This window comes from Comamonas testosteroni ATCC 11996, from assembly GCF_000241525.1.
GTDB lineage: Bacteria > Pseudomonadota > Gammaproteobacteria > Burkholderiales > Burkholderiaceae_C > Comamonas > Comamonas testosteroni.
Map to the genome: position 1 here is coordinate 183572 of NZ_AHIL01000043.1, position 25384 is coordinate 208955.

At 63.1% G+C, this 25384-nt stretch carries 22 protein-coding genes and 2 riboswitches; of the genes, 15 read left to right on the forward strand and 7 right to left on the reverse strand.

The genetic code is table 11. The features are described from left to right. The 5 genes from imuA to CTATCC11996_RS19335 all read right to left on the reverse strand — a co-directional run bounded on the left by imuA (position 1) and on the right by CTATCC11996_RS19335 (position 4604). A complete protein-coding gene (gene imuA, locus CTATCC11996_RS19315; protein WP_003079431.1) occupies positions 1-924 on the reverse strand; it encodes a translesion DNA synthesis-associated protein ImuA in 924 nt (307 codons plus the stop codon). Between the two features lie 283 nt (positions 925-1207). Further along, positions 1208-2560 (reverse strand): HD-GYP domain-containing protein, encoded by a 1353-nt coding sequence (locus tag CTATCC11996_RS19320; RefSeq protein WP_003079434.1) that lies wholly within the window; start codon positions 2558-2560, stop codon positions 1208-1210. A gap of 196 nt (positions 2561-2756) precedes the next feature. Continuing rightward, the gene (locus CTATCC11996_RS19325; protein ID WP_003079436.1) at positions 2757-3395 is read right to left on the reverse strand and encodes a 3-oxoacid CoA-transferase subunit B; all 639 of its coding nucleotides are present in this window, start codon (positions 3393-3395) and stop codon (positions 2757-2759) included. Between the two features lie 30 nt (positions 3396-3425). Beyond that, positions 3426-3902, reverse strand: coding sequence for a DUF3806 domain-containing protein (locus CTATCC11996_RS19330; RefSeq protein ID WP_003079438.1), 477 nt, complete (start codon positions 3900-3902; stop codon positions 3426-3428). A gap of 3 nt (positions 3903-3905) precedes the next feature. After that, positions 3906-4604 (reverse strand): CoA transferase subunit A, encoded by a 699-nt coding sequence (locus tag CTATCC11996_RS19335; protein WP_003079441.1) that lies wholly within the window; start codon positions 4602-4604, stop codon positions 3906-3908. Positions 4605-4678: 74 nt separating this feature from the next. Here CTATCC11996_RS19335 and CTATCC11996_RS19340 point away from each other — a divergent pair, with 74 nt between their 5' ends. Together CTATCC11996_RS19340 and katG are read left to right on the forward strand one after the other, a co-directional pair. Beyond that, complete coding sequence (locus CTATCC11996_RS19340) at positions 4679-5221, forward strand: PAS and helix-turn-helix domain-containing protein (RefSeq protein ID WP_003055436.1); 543 nt, start codon at positions 4679-4681, stop codon at positions 5219-5221. A gap of 343 nt (positions 5222-5564) precedes the next feature. Then, on the forward strand, positions 5565-7766 hold the full coding sequence (gene katG, locus CTATCC11996_RS19345) for a catalase/peroxidase HPI (protein WP_003079446.1): 2202 nt from the start codon (positions 5565-5567) through the stop codon (positions 7764-7766). Between the two features lie 106 nt (positions 7767-7872). On the opposite strand, the gene CTATCC11996_RS19350 is transcribed toward katG, so the two are convergent. Further along, positions 7873-8121, reverse strand: a complete 249-nt coding sequence (locus CTATCC11996_RS19350) for a hypothetical protein (RefSeq protein WP_003079448.1) — start codon at positions 8119-8121, stop codon at positions 7873-7875. Positions 8122-8276: 155 nt separating this feature from the next. On the opposite strand from CTATCC11996_RS19350, the gene CTATCC11996_RS19355 reads away from it, so the two are divergent. From CTATCC11996_RS19355 to CTATCC11996_RS19375, 5 genes are all read left to right on the forward strand, one after another. Then, a complete protein-coding gene (locus CTATCC11996_RS19355; protein WP_003079451.1) occupies positions 8277-8747 on the forward strand; it encodes a CopD family protein in 471 nt (156 codons plus the stop codon). Positions 8748-8969: 222 nt separating this feature from the next. Further along, a complete protein-coding gene (locus CTATCC11996_RS19360; protein ID WP_115597205.1) occupies positions 8970-9545 on the forward strand; it encodes a MarR family winged helix-turn-helix transcriptional regulator in 576 nt (191 codons plus the stop codon). Positions 9546-9606: 61 nt separating this feature from the next. Next, positions 9607-11091: an efflux transporter outer membrane subunit gene (locus CTATCC11996_RS19365; protein ID WP_003079456.1), complete on the forward strand. Its 1485-nt coding sequence runs from the start codon at positions 9607-9609 to the stop codon at positions 11089-11091. Positions 11092-11242: 151 nt separating this feature from the next. Beyond that, positions 11243-12556, forward strand: coding sequence for an HlyD/EmrA/EmrK family protein (locus CTATCC11996_RS19370; protein ID WP_003079458.1), 1314 nt, complete (start codon positions 11243-11245; stop codon positions 12554-12556). 15 nt (positions 12557-12571) lie between these two features. Next, on the forward strand, positions 12572-14185 hold the full coding sequence (locus tag CTATCC11996_RS19375) for a DHA2 family efflux MFS transporter permease subunit (protein ID WP_034349652.1): 1614 nt from the start codon (positions 12572-12574) through the stop codon (positions 14183-14185). 68 nt (positions 14186-14253) lie between these two features. Here CTATCC11996_RS19375 and CTATCC11996_RS19380 read toward each other — a convergent pair whose 3' ends face one another. Further along, positions 14254-14583, reverse strand: coding sequence for a hypothetical protein (locus tag CTATCC11996_RS19380; RefSeq protein WP_003079464.1), 330 nt, complete (start codon positions 14581-14583; stop codon positions 14254-14256). A 149-nt stretch (positions 14584-14732) separates the two neighbouring features. On the opposite strand from CTATCC11996_RS19380, the gene CTATCC11996_RS19385 reads away from it, so the two are divergent. The 8 genes from CTATCC11996_RS19385 to CTATCC11996_RS19420 all read left to right on the forward strand — a co-directional run bounded on the left by CTATCC11996_RS19385 (position 14733) and on the right by CTATCC11996_RS19420 (position 25149). Beyond that, positions 14733-15815, forward strand: coding sequence for an MBL fold metallo-hydrolase (locus tag CTATCC11996_RS19385; protein WP_003079466.1), 1083 nt, complete (start codon positions 14733-14735; stop codon positions 15813-15815). 13 nt (positions 15816-15828) lie between these two features. Further along, positions 15829-16407 (forward strand): energy transducer TonB, encoded by a 579-nt coding sequence (locus CTATCC11996_RS19390; protein ID WP_003079467.1) that lies wholly within the window; start codon positions 15829-15831, stop codon positions 16405-16407. Between the two features lie 88 nt (positions 16408-16495). Beyond that, positions 16496-16605, forward strand: a riboswitch (glycine riboswitch). Between the two features lie 19 nt (positions 16606-16624). Further along, positions 16625-16750, forward strand: a riboswitch (glycine riboswitch). A gap of 64 nt (positions 16751-16814) precedes the next feature. Beyond that, positions 16815-17951 carry a glycine cleavage system aminomethyltransferase GcvT gene (gene gcvT / locus CTATCC11996_RS19395; RefSeq protein ID WP_172590546.1) on the forward strand — a complete coding sequence of 379 codons (1137 nt, stop codon included), beginning with the start codon at positions 16815-16817 and terminating at the stop codon, positions 17949-17951. 122 nt (positions 17952-18073) lie between these two features. After that, a complete protein-coding gene (gene gcvH, locus CTATCC11996_RS19400) occupies positions 18074-18448 on the forward strand; it encodes a glycine cleavage system protein GcvH (protein ID WP_003079471.1) in 375 nt (124 codons plus the stop codon). A 47-nt stretch (positions 18449-18495) separates the two neighbouring features. After that, a complete protein-coding gene (locus tag CTATCC11996_RS19405) occupies positions 18496-19047 on the forward strand; it encodes a hypothetical protein (protein ID WP_003079473.1) in 552 nt (183 codons plus the stop codon). A gap of 90 nt (positions 19048-19137) precedes the next feature. Then, positions 19138-22041 (forward strand): aminomethyl-transferring glycine dehydrogenase, encoded by a 2904-nt coding sequence (gcvP, locus tag CTATCC11996_RS19410; RefSeq protein ID WP_003079475.1) that lies wholly within the window; start codon positions 19138-19140, stop codon positions 22039-22041. 244 nt (positions 22042-22285) lie between these two features. Then, positions 22286-24466, forward strand: a complete 2181-nt coding sequence (locus CTATCC11996_RS19415; RefSeq protein WP_034349794.1) for a PAS domain-containing hybrid sensor histidine kinase/response regulator — start codon at positions 22286-22288, stop codon at positions 24464-24466. Positions 24467-24486: 20 nt separating this feature from the next. Further along, on the forward strand, positions 24487-25149 hold the full coding sequence (locus CTATCC11996_RS19420; RefSeq protein WP_034349653.1) for an RluA family pseudouridine synthase: 663 nt from the start codon (positions 24487-24489) through the stop codon (positions 25147-25149). Positions 25150-25384: the final 235 nt, after the last annotated feature.

Here is a 25384-nt window from a genome sequence, read left to right on the forward strand (position 1 = left end):
TCATGCCTCCGTCATCCAAGGCGAGGCCGCTGCAGGAGCTGCGGCTGTCATGCGCCCTTGCATGAGCATGGCGGCCTCTTCGCTCTGGCGCGCATGTCTTTGTGCCTGTGCCTGCAGCACGGGCTGCCAGGCCCACTTTGAAAGCGGGAGCTGTATGGGGCGCTCCAGCAAAGGCCCACGGCGCTTGAGTATCTGTATCTGCAAACCCGGCGCCTGCTGGGCAGCGGAGTCTGCCGTGACTCTCTCCAGTCTCAACCGCAATGCGGCGGGAGAGCTCAGCGGCTCGGCCAGCAACTCCTGCCATAGCCACAGAGGCCGGCCCTGCGAAGCGGCAGCCAGCTGCAAGCGGCGCAGCGTGGACGTTGGAAGTTCAGGCAACCAGGCCAGCACCGCCAGCACATCCCGGCAATGCAGCGCCTGCTCGCAGGCCCAGGCCAGATCCTGGGCACTGCGCCCCAGCTGCACCGCGCACAGCCGCTTTGCGTCAATGCCGGCGGCCTGCAAGGCCGGGGCGAAGGGCAGATAGGGCGGAGCCACCAGCACCAGTTGCCCCATCCGCGCATCCCCGCGAGAAGCCGCATGCTGCCGGACACGGGCGGCCAGCGCGGGCAACAGCAAGGCCCACTCCGCATGGCAGTGCGCGGGTTGCTGCAGCTGAATCAAGGCGTTGCCGGGCCAGCCACCACCGGGCAGCTCGCAGTCCAGCGCTGCATGGCCGCTGGGCCAGACATTGCGGCAGGCATCCTGCTGCCAGTCCGTGCCGCGCCAGACACCGGGAATCTGTATGGCGGACAAATGCGGGTGGCCCACAGCTTGCAGACCCCGCTGCACGCCCTGCTCTGCACCAGCCTGCTGCCGGACGGACGCCGTCATGCCTGGCTGTGAGCCAGGGCGGGCCAAGGATGTCTGGGACTGGATGTGCATGCGAAAACTCTTTGATACTGTACAAATATACAGTTATCTGAGTTTCTGCGCAAAACAAAGCCCTAAGACTGGTAGAAGATGCTGCCAGCCCTTGTTGATCGGGCATCGCACGCTATCAAAAATACTTTTTCAAAATGCCGCCAGCAGACACGGCAAAGCACGCCGCGCCGCGGCGTGATGCACAGAATATTGAAGAAATACCCATGTAGCGCCCGTCGATAAAGCGCCTGCAGCTATCAAACTTGAGGACAGCCGTTTCGAGCGAAGCTCGTGGTCAATGCCGTCAATTGAGCGACTGCGTGTCGACATTCATGGCCGAAGTGCGGCCTGCCTGCGGCATCAGCTGAGCACAGGCCTCGCACCATTCGGCCACGGCGACTTCCAGCGTGGAGCCGCCCTGCCCCAGCGTGGGCCAACGGCGCAGGCAGTCGTTCATGATCGCCTGCAGCTGCCACAGGGCCTCGCGGTTGACCAGGGCCAGCTCGCTCATGCCCATCGCATCATCCTTGAAGAATCTCAACACATCCAGCTGCTGGCTGGGGTGGGAGCCTGCCTCGGCCAGCTGTTTCTGCAATTGCGCAAGACTGGCCTCCACGGCCACCGCCGCCTGTGCGTCGGGCATTTGCTGCCAGTGCTCGGGAAAGTCACGCCTGAGTTCGCTCCATTTGCGCAGCGCAGCCTCCAGGGCCGCAATGCTGTGAGAGAACTCAGCCTGAATCGGCGCCAGCGGCTTGCCGGGACTGATTTCGTCGTAGAGCAGCGGCAAAATCAGGTGCACCAGATCGGCCGGATAGCTCTTGTGGTTCATCCGCAGCATGAGCGACAGGCGCTGACCCGGCATGTCCGTGAATTTCTCGAAGAAGGCCGAGACCACCTCGGCCAGCAGCAGCACCTGCCCCATGGGCGAAATGGCGTTGCCCTTGATGCCGCGCGGATAGCCGGAGCCATCCATGCGCTCATGGTGCTCGAGCACGGCGATTTCCACGGCGCGCGAATACAGTTCGGTGCTGCGCACCACCAGCATGGCGGTGACGGAGTGCGCGACCAGATGCTTGCGTTCCTCGCCGCTCAAGCGATGGTCCGGGTCGGTCCAGACCGGGTCCATATAGAGCATGCCCACATCGTGCAGCAGCGCAGCCGTGGCCAGTGGCACGCATTCGCGCTCGGTCCAGCCGTTCTTGAGCGCCAGAAAGATCGCCACCAACGTCATCTGCAGGCTGTGGTGGTAGAGGTCGGAGCGCTGCTCGCGCATGACGGTGAGCTTGAAGGCAATGGCCTGAGGCAACAGCAAACTCTTGAGCGGCGCGAGCAGACGCTCGATATCACCGATGGACGCCACCATGCGGTGCAGCAGATCGACCTGCTCGCATTGCTGGCGCGCCAGAGCGACCAGGGATGCCACGTCGACCAGGTCGCCCGTGATCAGGTTGGCATCGATGGGGTCACGCAGCTTGTGCATGACCAGACGGTCATAGAGACGGCTGTCAACACGTGTGCCTTTGTCCACCAATTTCATGCCCTTGTCGGTATAGATTGCATCGCCTGTCATGACCTCCGTATGCTCGGCCATATCGGTGACCGCGCGCAAAAAATGTACATCGGTCTCGTGCCCCTGCGCACCAGCGTTCTCACTCATCAAAGCGCTCTTTTTCTGTCTGCTCAATCAAACTCAATTGTTGCAGATTGCAATAATTTGTGGGCCACAATTAAAGCAAAAACAGCTTACATCGCTTGTCTCATCAACCCTGGCAGCTATTAATTCTGCTGATTTCGCAGAAAAGGCATAAAAAAAGAACCGCCGCAGCGGTTCTTGCCCGGGAGCGCAGCGCCGCTTATTTCAGCAGCGTGACACCCGTCTTGGACTGGATCTCGTCAAAGCTCACGCCCTCGGCCAGCTCCACCAGCTTCAGGCCTTCGGGTGTCACGTCCATAACACCCAGATCGGTGATGATGCGATCCACCACGCCCAGACCCGTCAGCGGCAGGGTGCAGCTGGGCAGAATCTTCAGGTCGGTCGTGCCGTCCTTTTTCTTGGCCACATGTTCCATGAGCACGATGACGCGCTTGACGCCTGCCACCAGGTCCATGGCTCCGCCCATGCCCTTGACCATCTTGCCGGGAATCATCCAGTTGGCCAGATCGCCTTTTTCGGACACCTGCATGGCGCCCAGAATGGACAGATTGATCTTGCCGCCGCGGATCATGGCAAACGACTGGTCGGAGCCGAAGATGGCCGAGCCGGGAAGCGTGGTCACGGTCTGCTTGCCGGCATTGATCAGGTCGGCGTCGACCTGGTCTTCGGTCGGGAAGGGGCCGATGCCCAGCATGCCGTTTTCGGACTGCAGCCACACTTCCTTGTCGCCCGTGTGGTTGGCCACCAGTGTGGGAATGCCGATACCGAGGTTGACGTAGAAACCGTCTTCGAGTTCTTGGGCCGCGCGCGCGGCCATCTGGTCTTGGGTCCAGGGCATAAGAGCCTCCTGAATAAATCTTGATTGACGTTATTGGTAGTCGCCGGAATCGATCATGGGCTGCAGGTGCGAAATCACACCATCGAGCAAGTGCAGCAGATCGACGCTCTGGCCGTCTTCGAGCCGTTTGAGGACCATGTCGCGAGCCCCCACCTGGATGCTGGTTTCGCGGTAGCGCACAACGGGGTCGGTTCCCCACTCGTCGCTCACCATATGCCAGTCCATATCGTCCATTTCGCAGCTCAGCGCGTCCCCCAGCACCACGCCCAGTCCTCGGGCCAGCAACAGGTTGTCGGCCGATACCAGGCCTCGATCGAGCAACTGCTGCAACTGCGCCAGGCCAGAGCGGTCCATGCTCCAGTCGCTCAGCCCCAGTTCACGGGCCGCGACCTGGCACACCAGCAAGCGCTCGCGGTCCAGTTGCTCCAGCTCCTGCGCAGCCAGCGCACGAAAGATTGGCAGGTCGGCCTGGGCGGCAGCCTCGGGCGAATGGGACGAATCCACCATGGTTCAGGCTTCGCGCACGGTGCGCTTTTCGATGCGCTTTTCGGGATTGGCGTTGTGCACGATGCGGTGCACATAGATGCCGGGCAGATGGATGTCGTCGGGGGCGATCTCGCCCACTTCCACCAGTTCTTCGACCTCCACCACGCAGACCTTGCCGCAGGTGGCTGCCGCAGGGTTGAAGTTGCGCGCCGTCAGGCGGAACTGCAGATTGCCGCTCTTGTCCGCGCGCCAGGCCTTGACCAGGGACACATCGGCCACGATGGCGTGCTCCATCACATAGGTCTCGCCGTCGAATTCGCGCAATTCCTTGCCCTCGGCCACCAGCGTGCCCACACCGGTCTTGGTGAAGAAGGCCGGAATGCCGGCGCCGCCAGCGCGCATCTTCTCGGCCAGCGTGCCCTGAGGCGTGAACTCCAGCTCCAGCTCACCAGCCAGGTACTGGCGCTCGAACTCCTTGTTCTCGCCCACATAGCTGGAGATCATCTTCTTGACCTGGCGGGTGTCCAGCAGCTTGCCCAGACCAAAGCCGTCCACGCCGGCGTTGTTGGATGCCACCGTGAGGTTCTTGACGCCGCTGGCGCAAACCGCATCGATCAGGGCCTCGGGAATGCCGCACAGGCCGAAGCCGCCAACGGCCAGCAATTGCCCGTCGGACACCACGCCCTGCAGCGCCGCTTCTGCTGATGGGTAGAGCTTTTTCACACATGTCTCCTTGAAATTGGATGCGCTACGATACTACGTACTTGAGTAAGTAGTTTTTCGTAAAGAGCAGTACCATGGTTGTGGATTACCGGCTGGCGTTCGACGCCGCCCCTGTAGGTCTCGTCATCTCGCGCAACCGCATCATGATTGACTGTAATCGGCAATTGTGCGAAATGTTCCATGCCTCGCGCGAGGTACTCATAGGACAGACGTTCCAGGTGCTATACCCCAGCGTTGACGAATACGAGCGCCTGGGCGCGCGCATTGCCCCGATTCTCAACACCACAGGCATCTATTCCGACAACCGCATCATGAAGCGCGCCAATGGCGAGGTGTTCTGGTGCCATGTCAGCGGCCGCACGCTGGACCGCAACGATCCCCATGCCTCGGGCATCTGGAGCTTCGAGGACCTCTCGGCCCACCGCCCCGTCAAGGCCGAACTCACGGGCCGCGAACGCGAAGTCGCTGCACGTCTTCTCGAAGGCATGACCAGCAAGGAAATCGGCAAGGCACTGGCCATCAGCCATCGCACCGTGGAAATCTACCGCGCCCGGCTGATGCGCAAATACGGCGCCTCCACCGCAGCCGATCTGGTGCACAAGCTGGTAGCCGGCTGAGCCGCTGCCACAGCTGAGGCCAGGTAGGTCAACGACCTGATTTGATGGCTCATGCTTGTGCAAACAGGCTGCCTCGCATACGCTTTAAAAGTCACAGTCTCAGTCACTTTGCGAAGTACCTGAACCCGACTTTGCGTCGGCTCAAGACTCGACCCACATTTCTTCCTATGGCGCTGCTTAGTAATTTCAATAGCACAACACGCGCTTCAGGCCAGCCGCGCACCGATAATTCATCTCAGCCAATCGCTAATAGCTATTGAGTTGAATTGAGTGATATCAATTATTGATTGATATCTGTTTCCTGGACCTACCGACCTGTCGGATCGTTGAAACGGAGAGCCCCATGACTACTGAATCCAAGTGCCCCTTCCACCAAGGACAGAACAGCGAAACCGCCGCCGCAGGCAACGCCACCAGCAACAAGGACTGGTGGCCCAATCAGCTGCGCGTGGATTTGCTGAGCCAGCACTCCGCCAAAAGCAACCCCTTGGGTGAAAATTTCAACTACGCCCAGGCTTTCCAGAAGCTGGACTATGAAGCCGTCAAGCGCGACCTGCGCGCCCTGATGACCGACTCGCAGGACTGGTGGCCCGCCGACTTCGGCCACTACGGTCCCCAGTTCATCCGCATGGCCTGGCACGCAGCAGGCACCTATCGCATTCAGGACGGTCGAGGCGGCGCAGGCCGCGCCCAGCAGCGCTTTGCCCCGCTCAACAGCTGGCCTGACAACGTCAACATCGACAAGTCGCGCCGCCTGCTGTGGCCGATCAAGCAAAAGTACGGCAGCCAGATTTCCTGGGGCGACCTGATGATGCTGTGCGGCAACGTTGCACTGGAAACCATGGGATTCCGCACCTTCGGCTTCGGCGGCGGCCGCGTGGACACCTGGGAACCCGATCAGGATGTGTACTGGGGCGCCGAGAAGGAATGGCTGGCCCCCACCCAGAACCCGAACAGCCGCTACAGCGGCGAGCGCGACCTCGAGAACCCGCTGGCCGCCGTGCAGATGGGTCTGATCTATGTCAACCCCGAAGGCCCGGACGGCAATGGCGACCCTCTCTCGGCCGCGCATGACATCCGCGACACCTTTGCCCGCATGGCCATGGATGACGAGGAAACCGTGGCGCTGATCGCCGGCGGCCACACCTTCGGCAAGACCCATGGTGCGGGCCCCGCCAGCCATGTGGGCGCCGAGCCCGAAGCCGCCGGCCTGGAAGCCCAGGGCCTGGGCTGGGCCAGCAGCTACAAGTCCGGCAAGGCCGGCGATGCCATCACCTCCGGCCTGGAAGTGACCTGGACCCAGACTCCTGCACAGTGGAGCAATTTCTTCTTCGAGAACCTGTTCAAGTACGAATGGGTGCAGGAAAAAAGCCCTGCGGGTGCCATTCAGTGGGTTGCCAAGGACGCTGGCGATGTCATCCCCGACGCACATGGCGGCCCCCACAAAAAGCCCACCATGCTGACCACCGACCTGTCGCTGCGCATGGACCCGGCCTACGAGAAGATCTCGCGCCGCTTCCTCGAAAACCCACAGGCTTTCGCCGAAGCCTTTGCCCGCGCCTGGTTCAAGCTGACCCACCGCGACATGGGCCCGCGTGCACGCTATCTGGGCCCCGAAGTACCCCGGGAAGAGCTGATCTGGCAAGACCCCATCCCCGCCGTCAAGCATGAACTGGTCAACAACGCCGATGTGGCCGCCCTCAAGGCCAGGCTGCTGGCATCGGGTCTGTCGGTGCAGGAGCTGGTGGCCACGGCCTGGGCATCGGCCTCCACCTTCCGCGGCTCGGACAAGCGCGGCGGCGCCAACGGTGCCCGCATCCGCCTGGCTCCGCAAAAGGACTGGGCAGCCAACAACCCAGCGCAACTGGCCAAGGTACTGGGCAAGCTCGAGGAAATCCAGCGCGAGTTCAACAAGGCTGCCGAGGGCGACAAGCGCATCTCGCTGGCCGACCTGATCGTGCTGGCTGGCAGCGCGGGCGTTGAAAAAGCGGCCGCAGACGCTGGTGTGAAGATCAACGTGCCCTTCACTCCCGGTCGCGGCGACGCCAGCGACGAGCAGACCGATGCAGAATCCTTCGCGCCGCTGGAGCCCAAGGCCGACGGCTTCCGCAACCACCTGCAAGGACGCTTCCCGGCACCCGCCGAAGCCCTGTTGATCGACAAGGCCCAGTTGCTGACGCTCACGGCCCCCGAGATGACCGTGCTGATCGGCGGCCTGCGTGCCATCAACATCAACACCGCCGGCAACCACGGCGTGCTGACCCAGACTCCGGGCAAGCTGACGAACGACTTCTTCGTCAACCTGCTGGACATGGGCACACAGTGGCAGCCTCTGGAGGATGGCAACTACGAAGGCGTGGACCGCAAGAGCGGCGCCAAGAAGTGGACCGGCACCCGCGTGGATCTGGTCTTCGGCTCCAACGCCGTTCTGCGCGCCGTGGCCGAGGTCTATGCCGAAAAGGGCAATGAGCAGAAGTTCTACCAGGACTTCGTCGCTGCCTGGGTCAAGGTCATGGAACTGGACCGCTTCGACCTGAAGAAGTAACAGGGCGCACCGGGGTGAAAGCCCCGGCTCCAGGAAAATCCCAAAAGAAAAAGCTGCCAGCGCCTGTCAATCAAGCGCTGGCAGCTCTTTTTCCAGGCGCAACACATCACATCTCCAGCTCGACTGCTTCCTGCGACAGATCCCAGCCCAGCACAAAGACTTCGTACTGGTTCTGTCCGCTGTCGTCGCTCCAGACCTCGGGACCGAACTCGCTCATATTGCCGCTCAGGCTCAGCCCTTCGCGCAGCGCGCTGGAATCGGTCTGCTCGGCCAGCACAAAGCGGCCGTTGCCGGTACGCAATGCGACCCGCCCGGAAGACTGCTTGAAGGCCACGACGGTGGCTTGTTCTGGCATAAGGACTCCTGTGCCATTGCTGGCTGTTTTTGGTTGCAGCCAAGTCTAATCAGGCCTGGGCAAAGCGAAAGCCCTGCTATTTCGGCCTGTGTGTTCCATCCGTAGGACGATCTCCGTTAGGCTTGCGATATCTCCCCAATCAAGCCCCACAAGCCATGCTTTTCATTCTGTTCAAACTTCTGCACCTTCTGGCCATCATCATCTGGGTGGGCGGCATGTTTTTCGCGCATTTCTTTCTGCGCCCTGCCGTCCAGGGTCTGCAGCCGCCCGAGCGCGTGACGCTGATGCATGGCGTGCTGCAGCGCTTTTTTGCCTGGGTCATGGTGCTGGTGGTCGTCGTGCTGGCCACCGGCATCGGCATGATTGGCAGCATTCACGCCATGGCCGCCCAGGCCGGCGGCCAGTTCAACATGCCGGTCAACTGGATCGTGATGAGCATTCTGGGCCTGGTGATGATGGCCGTGTTCGGTCATATCCGCTTCGCCCTGTTCAAGCGCCTGAATGCGGCCGTGCAGCTCAAGGACTGGCCCGCAGGCGGCAAGGCACTGGAGAGCATCCGCAAATGGGTCTCCTTCAATCTGGCCCTGGGCCTGGTGATCGTGGTCGTGCTGCGCGTGCCGCTCTGAGCCTCCTTTCCCCTGCCCGCACCCGCCCGGTCTCCATGACCGGGCTTTTTTTTGGGGCTGCGCCAGATTCATGCACATAACAACAAAACGCAAACTGCTTTTATTTTCATAGCAAGCGGTACAAGCACGCCAAGGCCCGATATCTCGCTGCTCAAACCTTGCTGACATTTTTTTGCAGCTGCACAATAATTGCTGACTCAATCATTGACCAAGCAAATATTGGTGGCGCCATTGCAAAACCAGACCGACCCCATCATCGACCCGCAGGACGAATCCAGCTTCTTCTACCAGGCAGGGGTCTACGCGCCAGACAAAAGCATTGGCTTTCTCATGCGGCGTGTACTGAGCTCCATCCTGCAGCTGGCCGACGCTCAGCTGGCCGAGCAAGGACTGACCTATGTGCAGTGGCTGCCGCTTTACAAGCTGCTGATCTGCTCCGACACCAACAGCAGCACGCTGGCCAAGGACCTGGGCATGGACCCGGCTTCGGTGACGCGCGCGCTGGACCGCATCGAGGCCAAGGGGCTGCTGCGCCGCGAGCGCTCCACCACCGACCGGCGCGTGGTACATCTGGTACTCACCGAGGAAGGGCGCAGCGTCGCCACCCAGGTGCCCAAGGTGCTGACCAAGGTGCTCAACGGCCATCTGCGCGGCTTCAGCCACAGCGAATGCACGCTGATGCTGTCCATGCTGCAGCGCATGCTGGTCAACGGCGATGCGCTGCGCGAGGCCCTGACCCAGGAGCCGGGCAAGCCCCCCATCCAAACGAACGAGGCAGGCCGCGACCCCGGGCACTAGGCTGGCCTGCTGCCTACTTTTTTCACCGCCCTATTTCAATAAAAACCACTGGCACTTTTCCATGACCTCTAGACCTTCACGCAAACCCGCCACCGAGTGCGCCCCTGGCCGCCCGCTGCTGGCAACCGCAGCACTGGCCGCCGTGCTCGCGCTGGCAGGCTGTGCCTCGCAAGGGCCGGCACACCAGCCGCTGGCACGACTGGGCTCGGCCGATGTCGGCCTGAACGACTCCGCCAGCCTCAGCGCTGCAGATGCCACGGCACTGGCCTCCTCCCAATGGTGGAAAGGTCTGGGCGATGCCCAGCTCAATCAGCTCATCGATCAGGCCCTGGCCGGCAGCCCCAGCCTGGCTGCCAGCAACGCCCGCTTTGAAAAAGCCGCGGCCCTGGCCACGGCCAGCAGCACGGCCAGCGATGTGCGCGGAACGCTGAGCGCTGATGCCACACGCCAGCGCTACACGGCCAACGGCATGATTCCCGCCCCCATTGCGGGCAATATCTACAACAGCGGCAATCTGCAGGCCGGCCTGTCCTGGTCGCCCGACTTCTTCGGCAAGCATGCCGCGGACCTGCAGGCCGCGCTGGGCCAGGCGCGTGCTGCCAAGGCCGACAGCGCCGCCGCCGCCAACCAGCTGGCCGCACAGGTGGCGCGCAGCTATATCGCCCTGGCCAGGCTGATTGCCCAGAAGGAAGTGGCACAGCGCACGCTGGGCCAGCGCCAGTCACTGCTGAACCTGAGCGAGCAGCGCACCCGGGCGGGTCTGGACAGCCAGGTGGAGCTGACCCAGGCCCAGGCCGGCATGCCCGATGCCCAAACCCAGATCGAGATGCTCGGCGAGCAGATCACGCTGGCGCGGCGCACGATTGCCGTGCTCTGCGCCCAGGCGCCCGATGCACAGAATGCGCTCTCACCCAGACTGTCGGTGCTGCGCATCCAGCCCGTTCCCCAGGCTCTGGGCGCGGATCTGCTGGGCCGCCGCCCCGATGTGGTTGCCGCGCGCTGGCGCGTGGAAGCGGCCACGCAAGGCATTGAATCGGCCAGGGCCGACTTCTACCCCGATGTGAACCTGACCGCCTTTGTGGGCCTGAACGCGCTGGGCCTGGATAATCTGCTGCAGGGCAGCTCGCGCCAGATGGGCATCACGCCTGCGCTGCGCCTGCCGATCTTCGACGGCAAGCGCCTGCGCGCCCAGCTGCGCGGCAAACAGGCCGATCTCGACACCGCCATCGCCCAGTACAACGGCGCCGTGCTAGATGCCGTCAAGCAGGCGGGCGACGCCATTGCCTCCGTGCAATCGCTGCAGCGCCAGCAGCAGCTGCAAACCGAGTCGCTGTCCAAGGCCGAGCGGGCCTATGACTTTGCCGTGCAGCGCTATCAGGCCGGCCTGGGCAGCCAGATCACCGTGCTCAACACCGAAACCCAGCTCATCAACCAGCGTCGCCTGGCCGTGGACCTGCAGGCGCGCGAGCTGGACACCCGAGTGGCCCTGGCCGCAGCCCTGGGCGGCGGCTGGAGCGACGACACCCCGGCTGTTGCCCTGCAATAAACATCGGACTCAACAAAATCAATAGCTGCTATCGCCCTACTGTCATTGAATTCAAGGCAGAAACACTCTCAATTCCTTTATTGACAAGCGCTAGCAGCTCCTCTTTTTCAATAGCGCAAAACCGCTTCACAGATAACAAAGCGCCAACATCATGACCGACACCAAGCCTACTCAGAACGCTCCTCAAGCTCCTGCGGCAGCCACGCCCAGCGCCAACCCTGCGGGCCGCCGCAAGGGCCTGACCATCGTGGCGGCCGCTGTCGCCGTGGCCGCCATCGCCTGGGGCGGCTGGCACTGGATGGTGGCCCGCAACTACCAGACCACGGACAACGCCTATGTGGCAGGCAATGTGGTGCAGATCACGCCCCAGGTCGGCGGCACCGTGATCAGCATCGGCGCCGACGATACCGACTATGTCAGGGCCGGCCAGCTGCTGGTGCAGCTGGACCCTGCCGACTATCTGGTGCAGCTGGCCCAGGCCGAGTCGCAACTGGCCCAGACCGCGCGCCAGACCCGCACCCTGTATGCCAACAACGCCCCGCTGGCCGCCCAGGTAGCCCAGCGCGAAGCCGATCTGCTGCGCCTCAAGGCCGATGCCGCCAAGGCCAACGACGATGTGGCGCGGCGCCGCCCCCTCACGGCCACCGGCGCCGTGGGCAAGGAAGAGTTTGACCATGCCAAGGCTCTGGCAGCGGCCGCCAGCAACGCCGTGGCGGCCGCCGAAGCCGCCGTGCGCGCGGCCAAGGCCCAGCTGACGGCCGCCGAAGCCCAGACCAAGGGCACGACGGCCGAGGACTTCCCCGCCGTCATGGCGGCCGCAGCCAAGGTGCGCGAGGCCTATCTGGCCCTGCAGCGCACGCGGCTGATCGCGCCCGTGGACGGTTTTGTGGCCAAGCGCGGCGTGCAACTGGGCCAGCGCGTGGCCGCCGGCTCGCCGCTGCTGACCGTGGTCGATCTGCACAAGCTCTGGGTGGATGCCAACTTCAAGGAAAGCCAGCTGGCCGATCTGCGCATGGGCCAAAAGGTGGAGCTGACCGCCGATGTCTACGGCGACAAGACAACGTACGAAGGCAAGGTCGTGGGCCTGGGCGCAGGCACGGGTGCGGCGTTTGCGCTGCTGCCCGCGCAGAACGCGACCGGCAACTGGATCAAGGTGGTGCAGCGCGTTCCCGTGCGCATCAGCCTCGAGCCCGAGGCGCTCAAGCAGCACCCGCTGCGTGTGGGCCTGTCCATGGACGTGAAGGTCGATATCCGCGACAAGGACGGTCAGGCCCTGGCCAGCACGCCGCGCACCGAGCCCGTGGCCCAGACTACCGTCTATGACGGCAGCCTGGCCCAGGCCGAGCAGCGCATCCAGCACATCATCGCGGGCGACAAGCTGCCGGCGCTGACCCAGCTGGCCGACCTGCCCGCCCCGGTCGCACCCGCTCAGCCCGCCCAGTCCGCAGCCCAAACTGCGCAATAAGACGCGGAATCAGCCATGACTTCCACGACCTCTGACGACCCCGGAGCTGGCGCCTCGCCACCAGCCCCGGCGGCCCGCCCCATGCCGCCAGCCATCGCCCCGCTCAAGGGCGCGCAGCTCGCCCTGGGTACGCTGGCGCTATCGCTGGCCACCTTCATGAACGTGCTGGACTCCTCCATTGCCAACGTGGCCATTCCGGCCATCTCCGGCGATGTGGGCGTCAGCCCCAGCCAGGGCACCTGGGTCATCACCAGCTTTGGTGTGGCCAATGCCATCTCAGTGCCGCTGACGGGCTGGCTCACCCAGCGCTTCGGCGCCGTGCGCCTGTTCACCATGAGCGTGCTGCTGTTCGTGCTGACCTCCTGGCTCTGCGGCTTTGCCTCCTCGCTGGAGATGCTGGTGCTGTTCCGCGTGCTGCAAGGCGCCGTGGCCGGCCCCATGATCCCGCTGTCGCAGACCCTGCTGCTGTCCAGCTATCCGCCCGCCAAGGCCGGTGTGGCGCTATCGCTCTGGGGCGTGACCACGCTGGTCGCGCCCGTGGTCGGGCCACTGCTGGGCGGATGGATCACGGACAATATTTCCTGGCCCTGGATCTTCTACATCAACGTTCCCGTGGGCCTGCTCTCGGCCCTCATGACCTGGAGCATCTACCGCAACCGCGAAACGCCCACGCGCAAGCTGCCTATCGACACCGTGGGCCTGTCCCTGCTCGTGCTCTGGGTGGCGGCGCTGCAGCTGATGCTGGACAAGGGCAAGGAGCTGGACTGGTTTGCCTCCAATGAAATCATCGCCTTTGCGGTGATTGCCGTGGTGGCCTTTGCCGTCTTCGTGGTCTGGGAGCTGACCGACGCCCATCCAGTCGTCGATCTGCGCCTGTTCAAGCGACGCAACTTCGCGGCTGGCTCGATCGCGCTGTCGATCGCCTATGGCCTGTTCTTCGGCAATGTCGTGCTGCTGCCGCTGTGGCTGCAGCAATGGATGGGCTACACCTCCACCTCGGCCGGCCTGGCCCTGGCGCCGGTTGGCCTGCTGGCCATCCTGCTCACGCCAATGGTGGGCCGCAAGGTCGGTGTCTGGGATCCGCGCAAGATGGCCACGATTGCCTTCATCGTGTTTGCCATGGTGCTGTGGATGCGCTCGAAGTTCACCGTGGAGACCGACTTCGCCCATATCCTGATTCCCACGCTGATTCAGGGCGGTGCCATGGCATTTTTCTTCATTCCGCTGACCACCATCACGCTGAGCGGACTGACGCCGGACCGCATTCCTGCCGCCGCTGGTCTGTCCAACTTCGTGCGGATCACGGCTGGTGCCATGGGAACCTCGATTGCCACCACCCTGTGGGAAAGCCGGGCTTCCATGCACCATGCGCATCTGACCGAGTTGCTGGTGCAGGGCCAGGGCACGTTTGCCAGCACGGTCAGAAATCTGCAGGCAGCGGGCATGAGCGCCGAGCAGGCCTATGCCCAGATCAACCGGCTGATCGATCAGCAGGCCTTCACACGGGCCGCCGACGACATCTTTCTGGCATCGTCCTTTCTGTTCCTGAGCCTGATCGTGCTGATCTGGTTCACCAAGCGCCCGGCCTCTGCCGCAGGAGCCTCCGACGCGGCCGCCGGCGCACACTGACAAACTTCAGACAGAATGGGCTGCAAGCGATTGATCCACAATCGCTTGCAGCTATTTTTCTGAAGTTTCTAGGTGCCGGCAGCCTGCTTGTCCAGGCGCCGCAAAAACACCTGCAGCTCCTTGACGACCTGGGCATCGCCCTTGGCCTGAGCGCAGCTCAGCCCTTGCTGCCAGGCGGCTCGCGCCGCCTGCGCATCGCCCAGCGCCAGCTCCACCCTGCCCAGCTGCTTCCAGGCGACGGAGTATTCGGCATCCAGTGCCGTGGCCTTGCGCAGATGCTCGCGCGCCACGCCCATCAGCTCCTCATCGGCATAAGCCTTGCCCAGGGTGTAACGCAGCAAGGCACCGTCCTTGCCGGCAGCCAGCAGATTTTCGAGATTCAGAACCATGGGATTCATTGTGCTTGCTCCTCCTCGAGCAAGTGTCGCATCGGTCCCATGCCAGTGCCCGAATGGCCGTTGCCGCGATACGGCCTCTTGCAAGTTCGCTCTTGCAGCGCAGCAAACCGTCCCAAACTGCGGCAAATGTCTTACTAAGGCGCCCGATCTTGTTTCGCAAACCAAGCCTCTCCACCCCCATCGCCGACTACGAGGACTCGCCTCAGTATTCAGGCGGGCGCTTTCGCAACACGTATCCACGTCCGGCTGACGGCCCCAAGCCTGATGCCGGGACGCTGTGGAAGTTCTTCTTCAACAAGCCGGCCGATTCCGAGCCGGGCAAGGCGCTGCCCGTGCTGCCGCTTAGCACGGCCGAGCTGAACCTCGCGCCCGAACGCAGCCTGTATCGCCTGGGCCATTCCACCTTGCTGATGAAGCTGCGCGGCGGCTGGTGGCTGACGGACCCGGTGTTTTCCGAGCGTGCCTCCCCACTATCGTTTGCCGGCCCCAAGCGCTTTCATGCCCCGCCGATTGCCCTGGACGAGTTGCCTGCCTTGCGCGGCGTGCTGCTCTCGCATGACCACTACGACCACCTGGACCGAGCCACCATTCGAGTGCTTGCGCCCAAGGTAGGCGTTTTTCTCTGCCCTTTGGGAGTGGGAGACAGACTGGCGGCCTGGGGCGTGCCGGCCGACAAGATCGTGCAGCACGACTGGTGGCAGGGCAGCGAGGTCGACGGCCTGCGTTTCACGGCCACGCCCGCCCAGCATTTCTCTGGGCGCAGCCTGCGAGACGGCAACCGTACGCTCTGGTCTTCCTGGACCATAGAAGACCGCCAGGCCGACAGGCCGCTGCGCGTTTTCTTCAGCGGCGATGGCGGCTACTTCGACGGATTTGCCGAAATCGGCAGGCGCTTCGGCCCCTTCGATGTCACATTGATGGAGACCGGAGCCTACGACGCCCACTGGCCCTATGTCCATATGCATCCGGCCCAGACCATGCAAGCCCACCGGGATCTCGGCGGCCAATGGCTGCTGCCCATACACAACGGCACTTTCAACCTCGCCATGCATGCCTGGTGGGATCCCTTCGAGCAAATTCTGAGTCTGGGCAGGCAGCACGGCATAGAGATCGCCACGCCCATGATGGGCGAGCGCCTGGACCTGAGCGCTCCGCATGCCGGCTCGGCCTGGTGGCGTGCCTGTGCCGAGGTCGATATCAAAGGACTGGATCTGCGCCCTGCGCAACCCTGAAAATGCTGCCGACATGGCCGACAATGCCCTCATGGACATTTCGCGCACTTCACACCTTGCCGCAGCCCTGGCCACCTTGCTGCTCGGTGCCTGTTCCCACCTCTCCGATGGCAGTCAGCCCAAGCTGCCTCCGGATGCCGGCACCCCGAGCACGGTTTCCGAGCGGCCGGAGCCGACGCCGGCTCCGTCATTGAACACGCAGCGCAAGCGGTCACAGAGCATGGAATGGCCCGCCTGGATCAATGCAGATTGCACACCCCCCGCCCAGCTCGATCAGCAACCCCGGCCACGCCGCCACACCACGCCCTCCATCAGCGCCCACTGGTTTCCGAACGGGCTGGAAACCACGGTGGTCTTCCGCCTGGAAGTCACGGCTCAGGGTCAGCTCGGCCGTGTGGCCTATCAACCTGCCGATGCCGATCCCCGCATCGTGAATTCCATCATGCGCTCGCTCAAGCTCTGGAAGTTCAAGCCCGGCATGCGCCAGGGCCAGCCCGTGGCAGCCTGCTTCGAGCAGCCCTATCAGTTGGTGTTTCCACGCCAGGAGATTGAGCTCCCCGAGCCTCCATCCTTGAATACCGAGACACGATGAGCGCACAGGCCCAATCCCGGCGATCTGTGCTCGAAAACCCCAAAATCCACTAATTGCGGTGGTGCAGGCACCCTGCCCGCCGCTAGAATCGCCAACGTCAGGAGAGAGTGCCTGCAGCTTGAAGCTGCCTTGCACCGCCGAAGGCGCAGACCCCCACCCGGAGTCAAAACGCTCAGGCAAAAGGACTGACAAACGCTGCAAGGTGTGCGAGCCTGCAGCGTCCCTTGCTGGAGAGAGATGCAGGCCGTCATTTCGTATGTGCGCCAGCATCCACCGAAGGAGCAAACTGTCCGCGAAAGCAAAGACAGTGAATCTCTCAGGTAAAGCGGACAGCAGGGCAAGCCCGCCAAGCATGGCCCAGTCATGCATGGCCACTCATTTGGTTTTGACCACCGGAGCGCTTGCCTGTGACTGCTGCTGCCACTTCTTCCGATCTGCGTTCCACGCCGCTGTTTGCCCTGCACCAGAAACTGGGTGCCCGCATGGTGCCGTTTGCCGGCTACTCCATGCCCGTGCAATACCCTCAAGGCCTGATGGCCGAGCATCTGCACACGCGCAAGGCCGCCGGCCTGTTCGATGTCTCGCACATGGGCCAGTTGCTGTTGCGCGGCCCCGATGCCGCCGCCGCGCTCGAATCGCTGATGCCCGTCGATGTCATCGACCTGGGCCTGCACAAGCAGCGCTACGGACTGCTGCTCGATGAACAAGGCGGCATTCTCGACGACCTGATGTTCGTCAATCGCGGCGATGATCTGTTCCTCATCGTCAACGGCGCCTGCAAAGAGGCCGATATCACCCATATCCAGAGCGGCATCGGTAACCGCTGCGAGGTCGTCCCACTGCCCGAGCGCGCCCTGCTGGCCCTGCAAGGCCCGCAAGCCGCTGCGGCCCTCTCGCGTCTGATTCCCGGTGTGACGCAACTGGTCTTCATGACCGGCAATCACTTCGACTGGCAAGGCCATGCGCTCTACATCACGCGAAGCGGCTATACGGGCGAGGACGGCTTTGAAATCTCCCTGCCCGGAGAAGCAGCCGAAGCCTTTGCCCAAGCTCTGCTGGCCCAGCCCGAGGTGGCCCCCATCGGTCTGGGCGCGCGCAACTCGCTGCGCCTTGAAGCCGGACTTTGCCTGTACGGCAACGACATAGACACCAGCACCACCCCGGTGGAAGCCGCGCTGAACTGGGCCATGCAGAAGGTGCGCCGCACCGGCGGCGAGCGCGAGGGCGGCTTTCCCGGTGCGGCCATCGTGCTGGAGCAATTGCAGAACCCTCAGTCGCTGCGCCGCAAGCGCGTGGGCCTGATCGCGCTGGAGCGCATTCCCGTGCGCGAGCCCGCCGTGCTGGAAAACATGGACGGACAGCATATCGGCCACATCACCAGCGGCCTGCTCAGCCCCACGCTCAACCAGCCCGTGGCACTGGCCTATGTCGAGCCCGACTACGCCGCCATTGATACGGAAATCTTCGCCATGGTGCGCGGCAAGCCCGTGCCCATGAAGGTGGTCGCCACGCCATTCGTTCCCACCCGCTACTACCGCGGCTAGGTCTGCCGCCGTGCATGAGACGGGCCACTTTGCCAAACAGCCGCCAGAACACCGCTAAAGTGCGAACTGGACCTTTCTCAAACAACACCCGATTCCCCTGAATCCCCCATCTGGAGCTTTCCATGAGCATCAAGTATTCCAAAGAACACGAGTGGATCAACGCCGCTGACACCAATGCCGCCATCGTCGGCATCACCATACACGCACAGGATGCGCTGGGCGATGTGGTGTTTGTGGACCTGCCTGCCGTGGGATCCTCCTTCAAAGCCGGCGATGTGGCTGGCGTGGTCGAATCCGTCAAGGCCGCTGCCGATGTCTACATGCCCGTGACCGGCGAGATCGTCGAAGTCAACGAAGCCCTGCGCGATGACCCGTCTCTCGCCAACAGCGACCCACTGGCCGCGGGCTGGTTCTTCAAGGTCAAGATGAGCAATGTGGGCGAGCTCGAAGCTCTGATGGAAGAGACCGCCTACAACGACTTCGCCAAGGACAACTAAGCGTATCAACGGCCCTCGCATTGCGAAGGCCGTTTTTGCATGCAGCCATGAGCACCATTCTGTATTTCGACGATCCGGACATCGGTCTCGCCCGCGAGACCAGTCACCCGACCTTTGCACGCATCGCGGCCCAGGACTTCTATTACGACTGCGGTGACGACTTCAGCCCCTTCGGCAACGATGATGGCAGCGACACGCTGGCCGCACTTGAAGAGTGGTACCAGGAGCAGACGGGCGGTAAGCCCGCCAAGGCACTGCGCTTTCTGCGCCAGCAACTGAGCGACTGGGATTTGCCCGTGCCCCAGGACATGCTGGCTCAAGACGAAGCTGCCAAGGCCCAATGGATGGCCAGCGACGACATGAACCAGATCTATCTGCGCTCGGTCTGTCGCGCCCACGTGGCCACCGCCTTTGGTCAGCTCAAGATCACAGGCAGCATCGATGCCGATCTGCACCAGCAAGCCCTGCTTGCCCTGGCCTGCCAGCAATGGCTGAACACCGTGGCGCGCAGCAAATATCCCGATTGGGAATATGCCGACCAGGAAAGCGAACGCCTGGCCCTGATGAACACCGCGCTGGAACAAGCCAGCACTGCTTGAAGCACCGGCCGTATGCCTTCAGGCATACGGCATTCACGCATGCCTGGCATGCAAACCGTCAGTCACAGTATTTGAGAATAGGTCCCTCCCATGCTGATGTCGCCTCCCGCCCCCGTCGCTTCGCTGGAAGCGCTGGAAAACAGCCAAGAATTCATCCCCCGTCATATAGGCCCGGACGCCGATGAGCAGCAAAAAATGCTGGCCGCCATCGGCAAGCCATCGCTGGACGCCTTGATCCGCGATGTGATGCCCGACTCCATCGCTCGCGCCAGGCCCATGGATCTTCCGCCGCCGATTACTGAAGCCGCTGCGCTGGCCGAACTCAAGGCCATCGCCAGCAAGAACCAGGTGCTGAAGAGCTTTATCGGCCAGGGCTATTACGGCACGCACACGCCGGGCGTCATCCTGCGCAACATCCTCGAGAACCCCGCCTGGTACACGGCCTACACTCCCTACCAGGCCGAAATCTCACAAGGCCGCATGGAGGCGCTGGTCAACTTCCAGACCATGGTGACCGACCTGACCGGCATGCCGATTGCCAATGCTTCCATGCTGGACGAGGCCACGGCAGCCGCCGAGGCCATGGCGCTGGCCAGGCGCTCTGTCAAATCCAGAAGCCATCGCATCGTGCTGGCCGGCGATCTGCACCCGCAAACGATTGAAGTCATCGAGACCCGCGCCCGGCCGATCGGCATCGAAGTGGTGATCGCCAACAGCCAGCAGGAGTGGGATGCCGCGCTGGCGGGCGACCTGTTTGCCGCCGTCATCCAGTACCCGGCCTCCAGTGGCTGGATCGTGGACTGGAAGGCCGATGTGCAAGCCATTCACGCCAAGCAGGCGGCCGCCATCGTGGCCACCGACCTGCTGGCCCTGACACTGCTGACACCGCCCGGCGAATGGGATGCCGATATTGTCGTGGGCAACAGCCAGCGCTTCGGCATGCCCATGGGAGCAGGCGGCCCGCACGCGGCCTTCATGGCCTGCCGCGACGAATACAAGCGCAGCCTGCCCGGCCGTCTGGTGGGTGTCAGCGTCGATGTGCATGGCAAGCCCGCCTACCGCCTCGCGCTGCAGACACGTGAGCAGCATATCCGCCGCGAAAAGGCGACGTCCAATATCTGTACGGCCCAGGTCCTGCCGGCCGTGATCGCCAGCATGTATGCCGTCTACCACGGCCCCCAGGGACTGAAGCGCATTGCCCAGCGGGTGGCGCGCCTGACGGCGATCCTGAGCCGGGGCCTGGCAAGGCTGGGCTTCAGCGCCCATCACCACGACACAGCCTTCGACACACTGAGCCTGCATACCCGGGATGCAACCGATGCCCTGGCGGCTCGTGCCGTATCCCGAGGCGTCAATCTGCGCAAGGCCTGGAATGAATATCTGTGCATCAGCCTGGACGAAACCACGACCCGGGCCGATGTCGAGCTGATCTGGAGCATCTTTGCCCAGGAGGGTCAGGCTCTGCCCACCATCGAGGCCATGGATGAAGGCCCTACCTCACTGATCCCCGAATCCCTGCAGCGCAGCACGGCCTATCTGAGCCACCCGGTCTTCAACACCCATCACTCCGAAACCGCCATGCTGCGCTATATCCGCAGCCTCAGCGACAAGGACCTGGCCCTGGACCGCAGCATGATCCCGCTGGGCAGTTGCACCATGAAGCTCAATGCCACCAGCGAGATGATCCCCATCACCTGGCCCGAGTTCGCCGACATCCACCCGTTTGCTCCTGCCAGCCAGCTGCAAGGCTATGCCGAGCTGGACCAGCAACTGCGCGACTGGCTGTGTCAGGCCACGGGCTACGCGGGCATCAGCCTGCAGCCCAATGCAGGCAGCCAGGGCGAGTACGCAGGTCTGCTGGCCATCAAGGCCTTCCATGAATCACGCGGCCAGGCGCACCGCAATATCTGCCTGATTCCCAGCAGCGCCCACGGCACCAACCCGGCAAGCGCGCAGATGGTGGGCCTGCAGGTCGTGGTCACCCAATGCGACGACAACGGCAACGTGGACATGGCGGATCTGAAGCTGGCCTGCGAGAAGCACAGTGCCAATCTGGCCTGTATCATGATCACCTACCCCAGCACGCACGGCGTGTTCGAGACCCAGGTCAAGGAGCTGTGCCAGCTGGTGCACAGCCATGGCGGCCGCGTCTATGTGGACGGCGCCAATATGAACGCCCTGGTAGGTCTTGCCGCGCCCGGCGAGTTCGGCGGCGATGTCAGCCATCTGAACCTGCACAAGACCTTCTGCATTCCTCACGGCGGCGGCGGCCCCGGCGTCGGCCCCGTGTGCGTGGTCGAAGATCTGGTGCCCTTTCTGCCTGGGCATGCCACCGCAGGCGACGTCCGCCAGGTGGGCGCTGTCAGCGCAGCGCCTCTGGGCAATGCAGCCGTTCTGCCGATCAGCTGGATGTATATCCGCATGATGGGCGAGCCGGGTCTGAAGCTGGCGACCGAAACCGCCATCCTCAACGCCAACTACATCAGCGCGCGGCTCAAGGAGCACTTCCCCACGCTGTACGCGGGCGAATACGGACACGTGGCCCATGAATGCATTGTGGATCTGCGCCACTTCAAGGACAGCTGCGGCGTGATGGCCGAGGACGTGGCCAAGCGCCTGATCGACTACGGCTTCCATGCACCCACACTGTCCTTTCCCGTGCCCAACACCCTGATGGTGGAGCCGACCGAGAGTGAAAGCCTGTATGAGCTGGACCGCTTCATCGAGGCCATGATCGCCATCCGCGCCGAGATTGCCGAGGTCGAGGCCGGCAGACTGCCCCGGGACGACAACCCGCTCAAGAACGCACCCCATACGGCAGAGGCCTTGCTGGCCGCCGACTGGCACCATGGCTACAGCCGCGAAACCGCCGCCTATCCCGTGCCTGCCCTGCGCCGCGCCAAGTATTGGAGCCCCGTGGGCCGCGTCGATAACGTCTATGGTGATCGCAATCTGTTTTGCAGCTGCGTGCCCATGGACGCTTACGAAGACTGATAGCCAAGGTCTCCGCCCCAAGCCAGTGCGTTCCGCCGCACTGGCTTTTTTATGCTCAATCAATGCCGAACGCCTGCCAGCCCATCGCTGCTCGCCAGCAATCAGTGCATTCACAACATCAATGCAATCCGCGTTGCTGGCGCCAAACCGAGCACCGAGTTGCCTGAATACCGGTTGACTGTCCGCCTTTTTCAAGGGCAACTGCAGGGACCGGCTTACACTGCCGATGTCTTCCGCCTGTCTCATGAGCTCCTCTGAACCCACTTCCCCACCCTTGCTGCCTGTCATTGACGGCGGCCTGCCTCTGCATGCCCTGCTGGCCCCTGGTGCTGCGCCGCTGGGCCTGAGCGCCAGCACCCAGCCATTGGTGCCCGAGGATGAAGACCCGCTGCAGGCCCTGGTAGCGGAGTTGCGCAACTACCAGCACGAGCTGGAGCTGCAAAACGAGGTGCTCAATTACAGCCAGGCCGTCGCCGAGAGCGCATCGGAGCGGTTTGAAACGCTGTTTGCAAGCATTCCGCTGCCGCTGCTGGTGGTTGATGAATACGATATGGTGGTTCAGGCCAATGCCATGGCACACCGCGCTTTTCAGCCCACCGAAAAAGACCGGTTGCTGATCAACTTCAAGCCCTTTGTGCATGTCAACGACGCAGAGCGCGTGACCACGGCCTTCGAGCAGGCCAAAGCGCTGGGACGCGCCGAGGTACACGAGGTTCTGTTCCAGATCACCGAAGAATTCGAGCTCTGCGGCGACCTGCATGTGGCCGGCGTGGTCGTGCCCCAGCAAAACGGTCCAGCCACCTGGCAGTATTTGTGTGCCGTTGTCAATCAAGGCCCGCTGCTGGCCGAGCGCAAGGCGCTGCAAGAGCGCAACCAGCAGCTTTATGCCAGCGAGAGACGGCTGGAGTCGGTCATCAACTCCGCGCTGGACGCCATCATCTGCGTCGACCAGCACCAGCGCATCACCGTCTTCAATCCCACGGCGGCGGCCCTGTTTCTGTGCTCGCCTCAGGATGCCCTGGGCAGCCCGCTGGAGCGCTTTCTACCCGATGCCGCCCGGGCGCTGGCTTTTTCCTCGCTGACCACACAGGCCGTGCTGGGCGAGATGACGGGTCTGACCCTGTCGGGGCGTGAGATTCCCATGGAAATCAGCGTCTCCTTCGAGCACCACAGCAGCGGCGACACCACCACCATCTTTGCGCGCGACCTGACCAGCCGCAATCGCGCCGAAGCACAGCGCAATGTGCTGGAGACCCAGCTGCGCGAATCCCACAAGATGCAGGCCGTGGGCACCATGGCCGGCGGGATTGCCCACGACTTCAACAACATCGTGGGTGCAATCCTGGGCAATGTGGAACTGGCCAAGGCCGATAGCTGCGGCAACCCGGCTGCCATGGAAAGCCTGCGCGAGATCGAAAAAGCCGGTCGCCGCGCCCGAGATCTGGTGCGCCAGATTCTGACTTTCAGCCGCAATGACCTGCCTGAACGCCGTCCGGTTCAGGTGCAGGAAGTCATGTCCGACACAGCTCGCCTGCTGCGCGTGACTCTGCCTCCCTCCATAGAGCTTCAGGTGCAGGAGTCCAGCGATCTGCCACCGCTGCTGGCCGACCCCACCCAGGTGGAACAGGCGCTGTTCAATCTCTGCAACAACGCCATGCAGGCCATTGGCAGTCAGCGCGGCATCATCCAGATGCGAGCCATGCGCATTGCTCCCGACAGCTACCAATGCGAGCGCCTGGGTCTGGCCGTGGCCGAATACCTGGTCTTTATGGTGCAGGACTCCGGCCCCGGCATGGACGCCGTGACCCAGAGGCGCATCTTCGAGCCTTTTTTCACCACCAAACCGGTCGGCCAGGGCACAGGCCTGGGCCTCTCGGTCGTACATGGCGTGATGCGCACCCATGGCGGCGCTGTCGATGTACACAGCGAACTGGGCCAGGGCAGTTGCTTCACGCTGTACTTTCCGCTCAGCGACCCGACTTCCAGCCACTGTGCGCTGCCGCCCATGCGCATGGACAAACCCGAAGCCCCGCTGCCCGAACCTGTCCTGGCCACGCGCCCCAGCCATGTCATGTATGTGGACGACGATCAGGCCCTGGTCTTTCTGTTTCAGCGCCTGCTGCGCCGTCGCGGCTATGAAGTCTCGGGCTTTACCGATCCTCACGAGGCCATGGCCGCCCTGCATGAGGAGCCACAGCGCTTTGACCTCATAGTCACCGACTACAACATGCCCGGCTTCAGCGGCCTGGACCTGCTCAGACAGGCTCTGCAGATCAGCCCTCAACTGCCGGTTGCCCTGGCCTCCGGCTATGTGACGGCCGAAATCGAGCAGGCCGCGATTGCAGCCGGCGCCCGGGCCCTGATCCACAAGCCCAACGATGTGCAGGAGTTCTGCGCCACTGTGCACGAACTGCTCAACCCCTGAAACAATCGATAGCTGCTTGAATGAGTGCGTTGAACTGTGTGTATGAAGACGAGCACCTGCTGGTGCTTGACAAGCCCTCCGGCCTGTTGTGCGTGCCCGGTCGCGGCCCCGACAAGCAAGACTGCCTGAGCCTGCGAGCCCTCCGGCATTTCGGCGATGCACTGGTCGTGCATCGGCTCGATCAGGCCACATCCGGTCTGGTCGTCATGGCTCGCAATCCGGCCGTCCAACGCCAGCTCAGCCAGGCCTTTGCCGAGCGCAAGGTCGACAAGCGCTATATGGCCGTAGTGGCCGGCGAATTGCAGGCGCACAGTGAAGCAGCGGATACCAGGGGCTGGCAACTGATAGACCTGCCGATTGCGGCCGACTGGGAGCGTCGGCCGCTGCGCGTCATCAATCACGAAACCGGCAAAAGCAGCCAGACGCTGTGGCGGGTGATCGAGCACACCACTCAATCTGGAATACCCGGCACCCGGGTTCTGCTGAGCCCGTTGACGGGCCGCACCCATCAGTTGCGCCTGCATATGGCTGCCATAGGCCACCCCATGCTGGGCGATGCGCTATATGCCAGCGAAGCCGTGGCCAGCGCCAGCCCGCGCCTGCTGCTGCATGCTGCAGCACTGGAGCTGTCGCACCCGGTCACCGGTGAACTGCTGCAGCTAAAAAGCGAGCCTCTTTTTTAAGCCCCATCAAATCAGCAGCAGCCGTCAAGCTCTCAAAGTTGCCACGCCGCAACAAAAAACCCTTCAGCGCTGCACTGAGGCAGGACAGGAGCCTGCACAAAAAGACCGCTGATGCAGACACTTGCAGCACAGTTCAGGCCTGGACTGTGCATATACATCACAAATGCAGGCTGAGCCATAGCCCTTGGGTAATAGCTGCTATGCACGACATAGCAAAAACCGAAAGCCTGCACCA